Annotated in this window: 14 protein-coding genes, 3 tRNA genes and 1 pseudogene; 12 read left to right on the top strand and 6 right to left on the bottom strand. The window is 43.9% G+C overall.

Annotated elements, in window-relative coordinates; genetic code table 11:
* Nucleotides 1-124: 124 nt before the first annotated feature.
* Both AACQ38_RS21085 and AACQ38_RS21080 read left to right on the top strand, forming a co-directional pair.
* Nucleotides 125-1,315, top strand: coding sequence for a tetratricopeptide repeat protein (locus AACQ38_RS21085; protein WP_058588969.1), 1,191 nt, complete (start codon nucleotides 125-127; stop codon nucleotides 1,313-1,315).
* An 18-nt stretch (nucleotides 1,316-1,333) separates the two neighbouring features.
* On the top strand, nucleotides 1,334-2,329 hold the full coding sequence (locus tag AACQ38_RS21080) for a DMT family transporter (RefSeq protein WP_109791895.1): 996 nt from the start codon (nucleotides 1,334-1,336) through the stop codon (nucleotides 2,327-2,329).
* Nucleotides 2,330-2,592: 263 nt separating this feature from the next.
* Here the strand turns inward: AACQ38_RS21080 and AACQ38_RS21075 are convergent.
* Nucleotides 2,593-2,724: pseudogene (locus tag AACQ38_RS21075) on the bottom strand (helix-turn-helix domain-containing protein); the annotation flags it as partial.
* Between the two features lie 160 nt (nucleotides 2,725-2,884).
* On the opposite strand from AACQ38_RS21075, the gene AACQ38_RS21070 reads away from it, so the two are divergent.
* Entirely contained in the window at nucleotides 2,885-3,160 is a 276-nt protein-coding gene (locus tag AACQ38_RS21070) for a type II toxin-antitoxin system Phd/YefM family antitoxin (RefSeq protein WP_011148666.1), read from the top strand.
* Nucleotides 3,160-3,492 (top strand): type II toxin-antitoxin system RelE/ParE family toxin, encoded by a 333-nt coding sequence (locus AACQ38_RS21065; protein ID WP_242685647.1) that lies wholly within the window; start codon nucleotides 3,160-3,162, stop codon nucleotides 3,490-3,492. Before AACQ38_RS21070 ends, AACQ38_RS21065 begins: the two co-directional genes overlap by 1 nt.
* Nucleotides 3,493-3,503: 11 nt before the next feature.
* On the opposite strand, the gene AACQ38_RS21060 is transcribed toward AACQ38_RS21065, so the two are convergent.
* The 4 genes from AACQ38_RS21060 to orn form a co-directional block, all read right to left on the bottom strand.
* A tRNA-Gly gene (locus AACQ38_RS21060) sits at nucleotides 3,504-3,579 on the bottom strand.
* Between the two features lie 65 nt (nucleotides 3,580-3,644).
* Nucleotides 3,645-3,720 (bottom strand) — tRNA-Gly (locus AACQ38_RS21055).
* Nucleotides 3,721-3,775: 55 nt separating this feature from the next.
* Nucleotides 3,776-3,851 (bottom strand) — tRNA-Gly (locus AACQ38_RS21050).
* 199 nt (nucleotides 3,852-4,050) lie between these two features.
* On the bottom strand, nucleotides 4,051-4,596 hold the full coding sequence (gene orn / locus AACQ38_RS21045) for an oligoribonuclease (RefSeq protein WP_011148668.1): 546 nt from the start codon (nucleotides 4,594-4,596) through the stop codon (nucleotides 4,051-4,053).
* A 93-nt stretch (nucleotides 4,597-4,689) separates the two neighbouring features.
* On the opposite strand from orn, the gene rsgA reads away from it, so the two are divergent.
* The 3 genes from rsgA (at nucleotide 4,690) to mscM (ending at nucleotide 10,075) form a co-directional block, all read left to right on the top strand.
* The gene (gene rsgA, locus AACQ38_RS21040; RefSeq protein ID WP_011148669.1) at nucleotides 4,690-5,745 is read left to right on the top strand and encodes a small ribosomal subunit biogenesis GTPase RsgA; all 1,056 of its coding nucleotides are present in this window, start codon (nucleotides 4,690-4,692) and stop codon (nucleotides 5,743-5,745) included.
* Between the two features lie 74 nt (nucleotides 5,746-5,819).
* Nucleotides 5,820-6,713 (top strand): archaetidylserine decarboxylase, encoded by an 894-nt coding sequence (gene asd / locus AACQ38_RS21035; protein WP_011148670.1) that lies wholly within the window; start codon nucleotides 5,820-5,822, stop codon nucleotides 6,711-6,713.
* Between the two features lie 26 nt (nucleotides 6,714-6,739).
* The gene (mscM, locus tag AACQ38_RS21030) at nucleotides 6,740-10,075 is read left to right on the top strand and encodes a miniconductance mechanosensitive channel MscM (RefSeq protein ID WP_165579008.1); all 3,336 of its coding nucleotides are present in this window, start codon (nucleotides 6,740-6,742) and stop codon (nucleotides 10,073-10,075) included.
* A 67-nt stretch (nucleotides 10,076-10,142) separates the two neighbouring features.
* Here mscM and AACQ38_RS21025 read toward each other — a convergent pair whose 3' ends face one another.
* Nucleotides 10,143-10,415: a PAAR domain-containing protein gene (locus tag AACQ38_RS21025; protein ID WP_011148672.1), complete on the bottom strand. Its 273-nt coding sequence runs from the start codon at nucleotides 10,413-10,415 to the stop codon at nucleotides 10,143-10,145.
* 268 nt (nucleotides 10,416-10,683) lie between these two features.
* Here AACQ38_RS21025 and AACQ38_RS21020 point away from each other — a divergent pair, with 268 nt between their 5' ends.
* Genes AACQ38_RS21020 through AACQ38_RS21000 form a run of 5 tightly spaced genes read left to right on the top strand, consistent with a single transcriptional unit; the run spans nucleotide 10,684 to nucleotide 15,853 of the window.
* Nucleotides 10,684-12,417: a type VI secretion system baseplate subunit TssF gene (locus tag AACQ38_RS21020; RefSeq protein WP_242685646.1), complete on the top strand. Its 1,734-nt coding sequence runs from the start codon at nucleotides 10,684-10,686 to the stop codon at nucleotides 12,415-12,417.
* Between the two features lie 14 nt (nucleotides 12,418-12,431).
* A complete protein-coding gene (tssI, locus tag AACQ38_RS21015; protein ID WP_165579012.1) occupies nucleotides 12,432-14,408 on the top strand; it encodes a type VI secretion system Vgr family protein in 1,977 nt (658 codons plus the stop codon).
* A complete protein-coding gene (locus tag AACQ38_RS21010) occupies nucleotides 14,405-14,896 on the top strand; it encodes a DUF4123 domain-containing protein (RefSeq protein ID WP_165579006.1) in 492 nt (163 codons plus the stop codon). The genes tssI and AACQ38_RS21010 overlap by 4 nt, the downstream gene beginning before the upstream one ends.
* Nucleotides 14,897-14,898: 2 nt before the next feature.
* Nucleotides 14,899-15,243, top strand: coding sequence for a hypothetical protein (locus AACQ38_RS21005; RefSeq protein WP_165579005.1), 345 nt, complete (start codon nucleotides 14,899-14,901; stop codon nucleotides 15,241-15,243).
* A gap of 1 nt (nucleotide 15,244) precedes the next feature.
* A complete protein-coding gene (locus tag AACQ38_RS21000; RefSeq protein WP_165579004.1) occupies nucleotides 15,245-15,853 on the top strand; it encodes a restriction endonuclease fold toxin 5 domain-containing protein in 609 nt (202 codons plus the stop codon).
* Nucleotides 15,854-16,082: the final 229 nt, after the last annotated feature.

Below are 16,082 nucleotides of genomic sequence, written 5' to 3'. Positions count from 1 at the left end.
CATTTCCGCATGATCATACATCTGAATAAGTATATGCAATGCGGATATAAAACAATAGGCGAGGCATGCTCGCCGAGCGCTCAACCGAGTTTCCAACCCATAATTAATTAAAAAAGGGGATTTTATGAGTTACCAATGGCCTTCAGATGGCTCATCTTCCATATGGCCGGAGATAAACAGCACGTTCTTATCCCTCCGTGGATTTTCAGACGAATTTATTCCCATGAATGACACTCAGCGAACCTACAAAAAACTCCTGATGGGATTTGATGCAATCACCTCTTGCGAAATGAAAGAGCTTTATAAATTCAAAATCACATTAACTCAAATGAACGAGCACGATCTCTCTCTCCCTGAGCTTTGTCTTATCCATAAGGCATTCAGCGCATGGGTAAAATTTGATTACGAAAACGCGAGATCGCTTCTGACCCAACATATTCGAGCATACCCATCGGATATTGTCGCGCTCTTCTTCATTCACATGCTTGATTTCTGCACTGGCAAAACAACCAACCTGAGATCTCTTCTGCTTTATTGTGACGAACACATTCCGGGCACTCACTATCTCTACCCATATTATCTTTCCATAAAATCATTCGTCCTTTGTGAAGCTCAATGTTTTGATGATGCCTTAGAGGTTGGTTTTAAATCTGTTAAGTTAATGCCGGACAACATCTATGGCATTCATGCTGTCGCACATGCCTTGCATGAGCTAGGCCGCTGGAAAGAACTTTGCCATTTCCTGACCAACTGCAAAGAACATTGGATAACCAACACTGGAATGGGAATGCATGTATACTGGCATCTCGCCATTGCGTATGAGCGATCCGATGAGATCACGCTGGCATTGCAAGCTTTTGATGAATTATATGCACTAAAAGACAATCCATTTGCTAAACAGGATTTGGACGCCGTAGAATTCTTATGGCAACTCAGGCTCAAATCTGCCGACGCTAAGTTCCAACCAATATGGGAGCGTCTTGCCGTCCTTTGGACAGGCAGCATCAGCTCATCCACCTCTTACTTCCACAAAATACATGCAGCACTCGCTTTTTCTGCAATAAATCAGTCTTTTCTTATCGAGAAGCTAATCGCGGAAAGCGATGGATTTGGCATCGAACCAGACACACATTCAACAGGGATAGACGTCCTTAAAGCGATCTTACTATTCACATCGAGACACTACGAAGAGTGTTTAAGCAAACTCCGTCTCAGCTATGAGAAATGGCCATTATTGGGAGGTAGCCATGCTCAACGTGAAATATTAGAACAGACGATGGAATACGCCGCCTTGAAAGCCTCTTCCACCCTATAAATCGCGATATTGACAAACATGAAAAGCAACCACGCATCAACGCAGTCGGTCAACAACTACTCAACCTATATCAAGCTGTCTCTTGTGGCTATCATCTGGGGCGGAACATTTGTTGCAGGTCGATATATTTCTGTCGAGACACCACCTTTATTATCAGCAAGTCTCAGATTCATTCTTGCGGGCATGACGCTAATTATCTTCCTCGTTTTATCAGGAAAAATGTTCGTCAAGATTAATCTATCCCAGCTATTGAAAATCATTGGACTTGGCCTCTGCGGAATATACACCTACAACCTGTTCTTCTTTTATGGTCTACATCATACAACCGCATCCAGAGCTTCACTTATCGTGGCGCTGAATCCAGCAGTAATGGCGATTTTTTCATATCTCTTTTATAAAGAAAGGCAATCACCATTGAAAATACTGGGAATTATTCTTTGTCTGCTTGGTGCAATGATCGTGATTTTCAGCAAAACACCACAACTGACGGTGGGAGCAGAGGGTAACTGGTTGGGTGATACGTTGATCTTTGGCTGTGTTTTAAGCTGGGTTGCTTATAGCGTCTTCTGCAAGAATATTGTGAACCAAATCGGCCCGCTACATACCGTTACATACTCCATCCTGGCAGGCGCTATCATGCTGACAGCAACGGCCATTTTCACAGGGCAAATGAGTTTATCTGCAATACATACATTACCTATAACTGATCTCTACAGCTTACTTTATCTCGGTGCAGTAGGCTCAGCGGTAGCCTACATCTGGTATTACGACGGAATCCAAAGAATTGGTTCCACTCGCTCTGGCGTATTTATTGCGCTTAACCCTTTGACTGCGGTATTGCTCGGTGCAGTACTATTAGATGAGAGATTAACATTCCCAATGTTCATCGGCGGTGCTCTCGTCATCGGAGGCATCCTGATCTGCAATAAGAGATCAACCGATAAAAAACTTATTCCACCAGAACCTAAATCTGGGATCAATCATATAGCAAAAGCAAAGAATTACAGGAGATAAGCCAGAAATTTCCCCCTATCGACACTTTGGTACAAAACAAAAGCGTCGATCTTAATGAGACCTGATGGCAAACCTGATTTTTAAACTTAAAAACCATGAATGTAAGAGACTTCAATAGGCATTTGTATATCAAAAATGGGCACGGAGAAATGCAATTCATAGCCTCTTTCTAATAAGTCAAAAAATAATAATGAATGAAAACGATAAAAAAAGCCGCATTACTTTCATGGTGCGGCCATAATGCCATTAATTATTCTAAATCATTAGAGAAACAGATCTGGCCTTACGTTGAAACGCGCAGAAAGCGTTTTAATGTGCGCAATCGTCAATGAACGTGTACCAGATAAAATCTGGCTGATAAGCGACTTAGAACCGATCTCCCCTTTCAGATCTGAGATAATGCCATCATTTTCGGTTTACAAGATGTAAACAACAAAAATCTATCGCCACCCTCTTTTCTAAAATCAGCATTTGCTTAATTGGCAAGATGATTTTATAATCAACAAATTGACTTTTTATAGTCTTTATTTAGTCCTTTTTGATGTGAGGGATTCTATGCGTTATTCAGAACAGATCAAACCCATTAGCTACCTAAAAGCCAATGCAGCTACGGTGATGACGACACTCGCTGAGTCCCGTTCACCGATGATTATTACACAAAATGGCGAGGCAAAAGCGGTGATTCAAGATATTGCCTCTTATGAGCAGACTCAGGAAACTATAGCGTTGTTAAAGATTTTAGCTTTAGGACAACAACAAGTTAAAGCAGGTGAAGTCACACCAGTAAAGGATGTGGTTCAACGCTTAAAAAATAAAGGGAAGTCCACCTGATGCCATATCATGTAATGCTGACTAAAAATGCCGAAGCAGATTTAGAGGACATTTACGATGACATTGTCGAAAATGACAGTTCAGAGAAAGCTGATTATGTATTGGATCAGTTACTGAAAACAGCAGACAGTCTGGCTAACTTTCCTGAAAAAGGCAATTATCCCAAGGAGTTGCAGGCGTTAGGGATCCGCGACTTCCGCCAAACATTTTTTAAACCTTACCGGGTTATTTACCAAATCACAGGTAAACAGGTGGTAATTTTTGTGATTGCCGATGGTCGGCGGGATATGCAAACCCTGCTTACGCACCGGTTGTTAAGTGTATCTGCATGATAAGGAAGACTTGGAGCGGGAAACGAGACTCGAACTCGTGACCCCGACCTTGGCAAGGTCGTGCTCTACCAACTGAGCTATTCCCGCATTACTGACTGGTGATCACCTGAAATAATATATCAATCCCAAGAAACCAATTGCGAATCTAAACTTGGAGCGGGAAACGAGACTCGAACTCGCGACCCCAACCTTGGCAAGGTTGTGCTCTACCAACTGAGCTATTCCCGCGTCACTGACTGGCTAACAATAACCATGAATAACATACTGATTCCAAACCAAAATTTGGAGCGGGAAACGAGACTCGAACTCGCGACCCCGACCTTGGCAAGGTCGTGCTCTACCAACTGAGCTATTCCCGCATATCTTTTAGTATGCCATCCATACCTTATGAAATTCATCATCGGTATGGGGTGCGCATTATACGAGAAATCGTTGCGCCCGCAAGCCCTTCAATGCAAAAAAACAAACTTTTCGGCAAAATAACGATTTAGCCATCAAAATAGATTAATTAATCGTCATACTGAGCTTGCGTTATCAAGCCAGTTAAAACTTTCTGGCTTACAGTTGAATAAAATGTTCCCGATAATAGGCTAATTCAGCAACTGATTCACGGATATCATCCAGCGCCTGATGAGTATTCTGTTTCTTAAGCCCAGCAAGGATTTCCGGCTTCCAACGACGAGCTAATTCTTTAAGTGTACTGACATCCAGATAGCGGTAATGAAAGTAAGCTTCCAATTCTGGCATATAGCGGAACAAGAAACGCCGATCCTGACTCACACTGTTACCACAAATGGGAGAAGCACCTGCCGGAACCCATTTTTCCAAAAATTCAATCGTCGCCTTCTCTGCCTCACGATCATCAATTTTACTTGCTTTAACGCGTTCAACCAGCCCACTGCCCGTATGGGTGCGTACATTCCATTTATCCATCAGAGCAAGTTGTTCATCAGACTGATGAACCGCAATGACAGGCCCTTCATCCAGGATATTCAAATTTGCATCGGTGACAATTGTCGCAATTTCAATAATGCGATCCCGCTCTGGATCTAAGCCCGTCATTTCTAGATCTATCCAGATAAGATTGTGCTCACTTTTTGACATGTTATATCCTAGATTGGAGAGAGAGTTATTATTAATGGTGTATCATAGCGCTTTTAAGCAATAACAGCGATAAATTGGAACAAGTGAGGTTCGGTGGCTAAGCATAAACTATCCAAAGGCCAGCAACGGCGGGTACGGGAAAATCATCAGCGCAGGCTGAAAAAACAGGATAATAAGCCTGAAATGGATGATAATCAGTTAGGAGAACCTCAGGAAGGGCTAGTTATCAGCCGTTTCGGCCAACATGCTGATGTCGAGGCAGAAGACGGTTCTACACAACGTTGTAATATTCGCAGAACTATTCGTTCATTGGTAACGGGTGATCGGGTGGTATGGCGTCCTTCGCTGCAAACCCAAGCAGATGTAAAAGTAAATGGTATTGTTGAAGCCGTTCACGAACGGACTTCCGTACTTACGCGGCCTGACTATTATGATGGTATTAAACCTATCGCCGCCAATATTGATCAGATAGTGATTGTGTCAGCCATTCTTCCTGAACTGTCACTCAATATTATCGATCGCTACCTCGTTGCCTGTGAAACATTGGGCATTGAGCCCTTGATTGTATTGAATAAAATTGATCTGTTGGACGAAGAAAGCCGTGCATGGGTCAACGAAATCATGTCCACATACCACAACATTGGTTACAGAGTATTGAAACTATCAAGCCATACTGGCGAAGGTATGGAAGAATTAACGAAGATGCTCGCAGGTCGAATCACTATTTTTGCCGGTCAGTCTGGTGTGGGTAAATCAAGTTTACTCAATACACTCTTGCCAGAAGATGAGGAAGAGATTCTGGTCAACCAAGTTTCAGATGTTTCCGGTTTAGGCCAGCACACCACAACGGCATCCCGTCTTTATCATTTCCCACATGGCGGTGATGTTATTGATTCTCCCGGTGTTCGGGAGTTTGGCCTATGGCATTTAACATCGGAACAAGTCACTCAGGGTTTTGTCGAATTCCGTGATTATCTAGGAGGTTGTAAATTCCGTGATTGTAAACATCGGGATGATCCAGCATGTGCGTTACGAAAAGCAGTGGAAGATAATGAAATAAATCAAGAACGTTTTGAGAATTATCACCGTATTCTCGATAGCATGGATCAAATTAAGCCACGCAAGACTTTTACAGATAACGATAGCTAACTGACATCAAATGAAAGGACAGGTACAATAACCCCCTTTTGTCTAATTTTGCCAATAGAATCCAAGAGGTTGACGTGCTGGATAACATTAAAATCAGGTTGCACTATTTACTGCCTAAACAGGGAATAACTCATCTGGCAGGCTGGTTTGCTAACAAAAAAGCTGGCTGGTTGACTCAACTGGCAATCAAGGCGTTTGCCCGTGTTTATAAAGTGGATATGAATGAAGCGAAATCACCTGAGTTTTCAGCATACATCACATTCAATGAGTTCTTTATCCGCTCATTAAAAGATGATATTCGCCCAGTCGTCAGTAATGAACACCAATTAGCGCTACCTGCTGATGGTACTATCAGCCAGTTAGGCAATATCCGGACAGACCAGCTCCTTCAAGCCAAAGGACACCACTACACGCTTGAAGCTCTACTCGCCGGCAATCATCAATTGGCAGAGATATTCCGTGATGGGCAGTTTGTAACGACTTACTTATCACCTAAAGATTATCACCGTGTACATATGCCTTGCGATGGATTACTGAAAGAGATGATCTATGTCCCAGGTGATCTATTCTCTGTCAATCCATTGACTGCCGCCAATGTGCCAAATCTGTTCGCTCGTAATGAAAGAGTCATCTGTCTGTTTGAGACTCAATTTGGTCCCATGATACAGATTCTGGTTGGTGCAACTATCGTCGGCAGTATCGAAATGGCTTGGTGTGGTATGGTTACACCACCACGGGAAGGTATTATCAAACGCTGGACTTACCCGGAAGCCGGTACAACTGGCGCGATTTCTTTCAAGAAAGGTGAAGAAATGGGGCGTTTCAAACTGGGTTCTACCGTCATTAACCTGTTTGCACCAAATCAGATACAGTTAGCCGGGCACTTGAGCAGTGGCTCAACAACCCGCATGGGTGAACTGTTAGCCCAAGCTATCATGCTTGAAGAACCCACTGACAACATAAGCTAATCCCTTGCTAAGGAGAGCCCTCTATCGTGCGCCTGATTATCAGCTTATTGCTTAGCCTGCTCATTATTACTCCGGTTTCTGCTGCGATTCCACTTGATGAAAATCAGCTCAAACAAGAACTGAAACAAATTGAATCCAGCAAAAACCCGCAGGATGCAGAAGTTGCTCAGGCGCTGCAAGGTGCACTCAATTGGATTGCCGATACTAAATCAGCTAACGACAGAACACAAAAGTATCAGACCGCCATTGATGATTTTCCTAAAATAACTAAAGAACTTCGTCAAAAATTACTTACTGAAAGTGATACTCCCCGCCCAATTCCTGCTAACCAACCCATAGCAAGCGTTGAGCAACAGATCATTCAGGTCAGCAGTCGGTTGCTAGAACAAGGGGGGCAATTACAGCAAGAACAGGACAAAGGACGGGAAATCAGTGACTCTCTAGTACTATTACCGCAACAACAATCAGAAGCACGACGCTTGCTAACTGAAGCATCTTCTCGCCTGCAATCATTAGGAACACCATCCACCCCATTAGCAGAGGCTCAATTTGCCTTAGCTCAAGCCGAAGTCAATGCCCACAAAGCGACAGTCAATGAACTCGAAATAGCTCAACTTTCTGCGAATAATCGACAGGAAATTTCCCGTATGCGGGTTGAACTGTTCAAAAAACGATATCATCGACTTGATCTTGAACTGCAACAACTCCGTAGCCAACTTAATGCACAACGCCAGCAAAAAGCAGAATTAGCCCTGGAACATACCGAGATGCTGGCGGAACAAAGTGATCAACTACCAAAATTTCTGCTTGATGAATTGCAACTGAACCGGAATTTATCTCAGGAATTAAATCAACAAGCACAACGAATGAACGTCATCGGCTCAAAGCAACGCCAAGCCGCCAGTGATATTATTCAGGTCCGGCAAGCATTGAATACCATTCGTGAACAGGCACAATGGCTCGGAGGCTCTACAACGCTCGGAGAAGCGCTCCAAACTCAACTTGCCCGTTTGCCTGACATGTCTAAACCACAGCAACTTGATCGGAATATTGTCAAATTCAGGGTCGATCGTCTGAAATACGAAGACATGCTGGATCAGTTACAAAAAGACACAAAACCCGTACAGAAAAGCAACGTTGCGTTAACTGCTGAACAAGAGCGGATTTATGATTCTCTTACCCGCACCCGCAAAGAATTACTCAATTCATTATTATCTGGTTACGACAGTGAAATCCTTGAATTGACCAAATTGAAAGTCGCTACCAGCCAGCTAAATGATGCACTAACAGAAGTCAAAGAGGCCACACACCGTTACCTTTTCTGGGTCGCGGATGTTAACCCTGTTTCGCTCAATTACCCAATCAATGTTGTGCAGGATCTGACTCGTCTATTATCGCTGGATACTTTCTCTCAATTAAGCGGTGCCCTGATAGTCATGCTGACCACTCAGGATACGCTTCTATATCTGTTTGGCACGCTATTCCTGGTTATATTCAGCATCGGTTCTCTTCGCCATTATCATGCATTCCTTGAACGCGCGAGTAACCGTATTGGCAAAGTTACCCATGATCACTTTTCCCTCACTTTACGTACCGTATTCTGGTCGGTTGTTGTCGCGTTACCTTTGCCCATGCTCTGGTCGGCAATTGGCTATGGGCTACAAAGCGCTTGGCAGTACCCTATGGCAACGGCTATCGGTTATGGAGTCAGTGCTACGACGCCCGTTCTATGGATATTCATGCTGAGTGCCACTTTCGCCCATCCAAACGGATTATTCATTGCCCACTTCCGTTGGCCGGAAGAGCGTGTTAAACGGGCCTTACGATTCTACCAGCTATCTATCTTTGCCATTGTACCGTTGGTCATGGCATTGATAACGTTTGAACATTACAGTGATCGAGAATTTGCTTCCACACTCGGCAGGCTCTGCTTCCTCATCCTGTGCGTCTCCTTAAGCCTGATCACTAACAGCTTGAAACGGGCAAAAGTCCCGCTCTATCTGGATAAAAACGGCTACGGTGAAAATGTTATCAATACCGCTCTCTGGTGGATTTTACTCTCTGCACCGATAGTCGCAGCGCTAGCTTCCATACTCGGGTACTTCAGCACATCACAAGCATTGCTAGGGCGTTTAGAAACTTCCGTTGCTATCTGGTTCTTCCTGCTGGTTATTTACCATATTATCCGTCGTTGGATGCTAATTCAGCGACGCCGTATTGCCTTTGACCGGGCAAAACAACGGCGGGCAGAAATTCTGGCTCAACGAGCCAAAGGCGAGGATGACTCGACGGGTTCAAGCAGTATCGAAGGTGCCATCGAAGTTGAGGAACCCATTATTGATCTAGATGCGATCAGCGCTCAGTCATTGGGATTGGTCCGTTCAATTCTAACTCTGCTTGCCTTGGTTTCACTCATTTGGCTCTGGTCAGAACTTCATTCCGCTTTCTCATTTCTAGAAAATATCCGACTGTGGGATGTCACCACCACAATAAACAATGTAGAAACTGTTCAACCCATCACCGTAGGTTCTGTCTTGATTGCTATCTTGGTGATTATTATCACCGCTCAACTGGTACGTAACCTACCCGCATTACTTGAGTTAGCCTTACTACAGCATTTAGAACTTACACCCGGTACCGGCTTCGCCATTACCACACTCACCAAATACACCATTACTTTGATTGGTGGTTTAGTAGGTTTCTCCCTGATTGGTCTTGAATGGTCAAAATTGCAATGGCTTGTCGCTGCGTTAGGGGTTGGATTAGGTTTTGGCTTACAGGAAATCTTCGCCAACATCGTTTCTGGCCTGATGATATTGTTTGAAAAACCCATTCGTATCGGTGATACCGTGACTATCCGCAACCTGACCGGTAGCATCACCAAGATCAATACACGAGCAACAACCCTGTCAGACTGGGACAGAAAAGAGATCATTGTTCCTAACAAAGCCTTTATTACCGAGCAGTTTATTAACTGGTCATTATCTGACACCATCACTCGTGTTGTACTGACAATCCCTGCACCGGCAGAAGCTAGCTGTGAAGAGGTTACCCAAATCCTGTTAACCGCGGCTAAACGCAGCACTCTTATCCTTGATAACCCGGCACCTGAAGCCTATCTGGTTGATCTTCAACATGGTATTCAGATATTTGAATTACGTATTTATGCCGCTGAAATGGGGCATCGCATGCCTGTTCGTCACGAAGTCCACCAGCTTATTTTGCAAGGATTCCGCGAACACGGCATTACTCTGCCATTCCCACCATTTCAAGCGAGTATTGATGTTATTGGTCGGGATATTCGTAGTGCGACAACAAATAGATCAAGCCGTAATCCACCACGTCAACCGGGTAGTTTGTAAAAAGATAATGAAGCACGGAGCACCCGTACTTGAATCAACTAACCCTATTTCAGGCAGATATGGCCTTTTACCGCCATCCTATGCTTGAAATAGGTTTTGCGAAGCAATCAATGTCGCGCCACAAGAGGTTTTCATTCCCTCCAGTGCATATTTGTCCATTAGAGCTGATTATTCTAGGCGTCCCTTCCACAATGGTTTGATTACCACCATATTTTGGACAGGATACAGCATCCCCAACCCGAGCCGCTTTCTTCCCTAACACATCAAAGCTTCCATCACCGGCTAACACCTTGCCGCCATGCGAAGTCGAATCACCGACCAAAATAATGGGACGTGACATATTTCCCTCCATTAACTAATGATTAAATATTAATTTCAGCTTCCAACATCTGGCTATCATGACGCCATAACTTGATTAAAGAAAACTTATCTAAATAAAACTCATTGAAATAAATTAAATAATTATGTTAATCAAACACCTAAAAAATTTACATCATTAACTGTTTGAAACAAAAAATTACACATAATGAAATTATCAGCCTTGATATCTATCAGATCAAAATATAAATTTACATTAATATTTGATCATAAAGAGAGCAAAGGTAAATATGAAAAATTTTGAAGATTTCTATCGGGAAGCACTTTCACAAATAAAGCATGATCTGAGCAACGCAGCGCAAGAGCATCCACACCTTGCTCCATTTACCTCCGAATCCGGTGACCCGGATGTTCTCCGATTACTGGAAGGTTTTGCGCTTACAACTGCCGGTATTAAGCAGAAAATTGATGATGGCTTCCCAGAAGTCATTAACCCTCTTCTACGAAAAGTATGGCCGATACCTTTACATCCGATCCCTTCAACCAGCATTGTCCAGCCAGATATGCAACCGGGCAGCATGACTGAAACCACAAGCATTGCCAAAGGCAGTGAAATTTCCGCCATACAGCAGAATCAATCCATTACATTCAGAACCACTCAAGATATCAGTATTGAGCCTATTACCTTGATCCATAAAACGCTGACACACAGCGGAGACAAGAGCCTGATATCACTGACCTTTCAATATCATGGCCCAACTACCCACTGGAAGACAGGACAAGTCACGCTTTTTCTCGGAGAAGATCAAAAACTGGCGTCTTTATTGACCAAATACATAGATCAGTCGCTGAACAACACTTATCTGAAAACATCCCTGAAAGAGCAAGAAATGTGGCTATCTATTGAGATCGCTCCACGCCTGAAAGAAAATTTGGTCCTGCCGAGACCACATGACTATTTCTGGCCGTTGCAGGTGTTATACGAATACCTCTATCTGCCACATGTTAATGATTTTATGTCATTTGATTTATCGGAGGAGATTGCTGAACTCCCTTTGGGAGAAGATAAGCAATTTACCATTATTCTAGAATTTGACTGTAATATTCCCATCGAGGACATTACACCCGCATTTATTCCCCATTGCGTACCCGTTATTAACCTGGCTCCGGCAAGAACAAAACCGATAACATTTGAAAAGGGCAAATCGCGTTATGTATTAGCAGCGAATGAAATCTTTAGTATTGATAACATTAAATTCCAATCCGATCCTGATGGAACATCTGAAGGATCTGCTCACAGCGTTCCTCTTATCAATAGCGCGCAACTGGCCGCCTGCCATTTTGCCGAACCCGGTGACAACATATTACTTTTTAACCATATACGGGAAGAATCGCCATTTGGCGGCAATCAAATTAATCTCACGTTTTATGATCATCAGGCAAAACCCGTAACAGAACACCACTATCGCGAATTTTACTGCCAATATCACAGATATCATACGCAGGCACGGACATTGGGCATCGGACAAATCTGTATACCCAGCGAGCAGATACCCAGCCATATTCAGGCCAGGAATATCGTGGCGGCGTCAAAAGATCTTCCTGCCGTCGTAAACAGTCACCAGCATTGGCCGATACTATCTTTGTTGTCGATTGGGCCATTTTTTCTCAGTCATATTGAATCAGTCAGATCTCTGGTCAAACAACTTGATACCTTCGCGCATCTGGACGCCCCGCGTAGCCGGCATATTCAGCGCATGGCCGATGGCCTCAGCGCTATCTACCTTGAGCCATACTACCATTTTGACAAAGGCATTCCTGTGAGAGGCCAAGCCATCACACTGCGTATGACACCAGAAAATTATGAACATGAAGGAAAAATGTATGCTTTTGCCAAAACACTACACACCGCTTTCTCCCTCTGTTTTGTTGAAACCAGCTTTCACAGATTAACCGTTATCAATAACGGCACCAATGAATGCTGGGAATTTTACAATATGCCTGGGCATCAGAAGATCATGTAATTGAAGGGAGCATTATGAAAACCGGACTCCGCTTTTCCTGCACCATCGGCAATCTGCCGCCCATGACTTTTGCGGTAGTTAATTTTACATTAGATGAAGCGCTTTCATCGTTATTTACCCTGTCTCTAACACTAGCGGCACACCGTTCAGATATTGATACAGACACCCTGCTGCTCCAAACCGGGCTGTTCACCGTTACCCGTGACGATATTCTGCAACGTGAAGTGAAAGGATTAGTTGAAAGTGCGGTAGTTGGCACCACAAACCGGCATCAAACTCAATATCACCTGACAATCAGACCAGAAATGTGGCTGCTGACACTCGATCAGGACAGCCGTATTTATCACCAGCTCAGTGTCCCCGATATTTTACACAGCATACTGAAACAGAAGAAACTCCGGGCCAATATGCATTTGAATAACCCACACTCAACACGGGAATACGTCACCATGAAAAGGGAATCATCCTACGATTTCTTTACCCGTCTGGCGGCTGAGGAGGGGATTTTCTTCTGGTTCGCCGATGACGGGCTCTATCTGAGTGATAGCTACCTGAACATGAGAGCGCCGGATACGTTGATTTATAACCCGGACGTCACCAGCGCTGTAGAAGAAAATGTTATCTATAAATGGTCTCTTGGCTCCTACATGCGCCCGGAATCTACCGACCAAAAAGACAGAAATTATCACAACCCCAATTACGCTTTACAGCATAACGCCACGGATTTTGAAGCGGAGAACGGCACGCCATTTCATATTTTCGAAAGTTACGGCCGTTTTCAGAAAGACAAAGAGGGCATTCCGTTGACCCAATATCGGCTGGAAGCTTTGCGTGTTGATAGCAAATCAGGGCAAGCGGACAGTAATTGTATTCGGTTAATGCCCGGCAGAATCTTTACACTAACCAACCACCCGATTGACGCCATGAATGACCGCTGGCAAGTCGTCTCTTCCCAACACATAGGGTATGTCCCCGCCGTTTTAGGCGATAACGGAACCGGCACCACTCTGAATTCACACACCCAGTTCATTCCAGGCCGCAACGATTGGCGTCCGCCATACCGCTATAAACCATTGGCCGACGGCGATGAAATTGCAACGGTTGTCGGGCCAGGCACTGAAGAAATTTACGTTAATAAAGATGGCGCGGTTCGCGTTCACTTTCACTGGAACCGTTATGATGCGCCTGATGATCAGGCTTCTTGCTGGGTACGGGTTGCACAAGGGTGGAATGGCAACGGATTTGGTTTTCTGGCAACACCGCGAGTGGGTCAGGAAGTGATTATCTCCTATCTCAACGGCGATATTGACCGGCCTATTATTACCGGATGTACTTACAACGGCCTTAACCGCCCGCCGCTGAATTTACCCGCGGAAAAGACGCGCACTACGTTCAGAACCAAAACGCATAAAGGTAACGGCTTTAACGAATTACGTTTTGAGGACGCAAACGGCAGTGAAGAAGTGTTTATTCATGCTCAACGGGATATGAATACGCAGGTTCTGAATGATGAAACCCATAATATTGGACATAACCGGACAGATCATATTAAACATGATGCCCATTTACGCATTGATAATGAGTACCGCGTACAGACGGGAAATGACATTTCCCTATCTACGGGGCAAAAACTCCATATCAAAGCAGATGACGCCCTGTTAACTCAAAGTGGCAATGAAATTCACCTAAGTTCCGGTGCTAAAGTCGTGATTGATGCCAGCAGTGAACTGACCCTACAGGCCGCCGGGCACTTCCTTAAAATCGATGCGGGCGGTATTACCAGCAGTGCGAGTATTAACTTTGGCAGTGGAGCACCCGGCAGCGGCTCAGGTTGGGGTGGCAAGCTACCGGATAGGCTGGACAAATTGAAACAGGCGAGTGTCGTACAGGCAGAAAAAGCCCTGATGACACCGTTGAAAGAAATCTGTCTGACCTGTCTGCTGAAAGCAGCACAGAATGGCACGGCAATGGTTATCAGGGGGCAGTTATGATACCGGAATTACAGAAAAAATGGAGTGAATACAGAGAAATACATCCCGAAATGAAATGGTATGCCTTAGTCAGCGGCCTACAGTATGAACGTCATTTTGCTGAGGAGATTAAGTATATCGTCGGCACGAATAATCCTCTGTTCCGGCAATACCCGGATGCCAAAATTGCGTTCGCGGGGCCGTGGTTGTTTGATATGGCTTATGCGAAATCATGGGAAGAAAAGTTATCTGCGCTGGAAAAGGTTGCACCTTCGGTGTCCTGGCTACACACCACGCTATCTTTGGACAAACTAACCCGTCACCTTGAAAACTACCTGAATGTTGAGCTGGAAACGGGGGAAACGGCATTGCTGCGTTTTTACGATCCCCGTATCTTGCATCAAATCCGGGATATTTTCAGCCCAGAGCAATTGTCGGCACTCACTGACGGTATTCATGAGTGGGTGTATTCTTTTGATAATAATGATCATTTCGTAAAAGGGGCCTAACGATGATAAAACTCAGCAAGGAGCAGGTCGCTAAATTTATTGATGCGGAAGATGAGGCCTATGTGGCCCAGATCCGACAACGTATTCTGGCTGAGCACAGTGGATTAGTCGAAAATGAAAGCGAACATAGCCTGCACGAACGATTAAAGAAGGCTTATCTGGACTTGGTTGAGATGGGGTTCAAGGATGAAGCATTGATCCGCTCTTACTTATATTTCGTTGCGTTTAACCGTGATTTTCACGGCTCGCCAGCAATCCAAAATATGTTGAACGCCGGAGATAACCCGGAACAACAATACCGTGATTATTTGCGGGTTATGGATAATTTATTGAAAAGGAGAAATTAATATGCCATTACCACTTCTTGCGCCAGCGGCTCCCGCTCTTTTAGCTGCTGCGGAATGGACACTGGCTGCTTGTGCAACAGGATTAGCCGCCGTTGGTGTGATGGAAAGCACCAAAGATAAAGAAGGTGAACAAGACAAGGCAAAAGAGGATACACAAACAATTGCTTCGTCCCGTACCGAATGTGAGAAATGTCCGGCAATTGGCAACGTTACAATGGTTTGGGAAAAAACCACATCGTATTCAGAAATAACCATTGCCTACCAAACAAAAATTGCCGGGACGATATACAATCCTGAATTAAACCTAATTGAAACTTGGTTATGCATGGATACAAATTTTGATGGTTGGAAACCTGCACAATGCTTATTTCTTGAAGCTAAAGCTAAATATGATCAATTTTTCAAAGATGGAATGCCTATAAGTTGGTGGAAAATAAGTAAAAGCGGGGATAGATCCATGACGACTCAAGTAGAAAAACAGCAAGAAGTATGCACTACATTAAATGGAACCCCAAATTCTCACTGGCATTTTATGCAACCTATAAGCTATGCCTATTATTTAGAGAAATTTTCTATTTATCCCAACATTAAAGTATTTCACACTATTTAACATCTAAGTAAAGGTGAAAATAAATGACTACATTATCATTAAACATGAAATTATATACAGATTGGAAAGAACCATTAACTCCAACAATAGTTATTACCGATTTATACCCGTAATCATTGAAGATGCTTGATTTTATCCGAAATGGAGATCATTATCCTCGCTATGAAAATATTCATTACCGATGAACAAAAAGCCGAACTTGAACATCTCCATCACACCTGCCGTGATA

Source organism: Photorhabdus sp. RW14-46, assembly GCF_963887965.1.
In the GTDB taxonomy this organism is placed as follows: domain Bacteria; phylum Pseudomonadota; class Gammaproteobacteria; order Enterobacterales; family Enterobacteriaceae; genus Photorhabdus; species Photorhabdus laumondii.
Note: the sequence above shows the minus strand (reverse complement) of the source record. Positions and strands in the feature narration are given on the sequence as shown.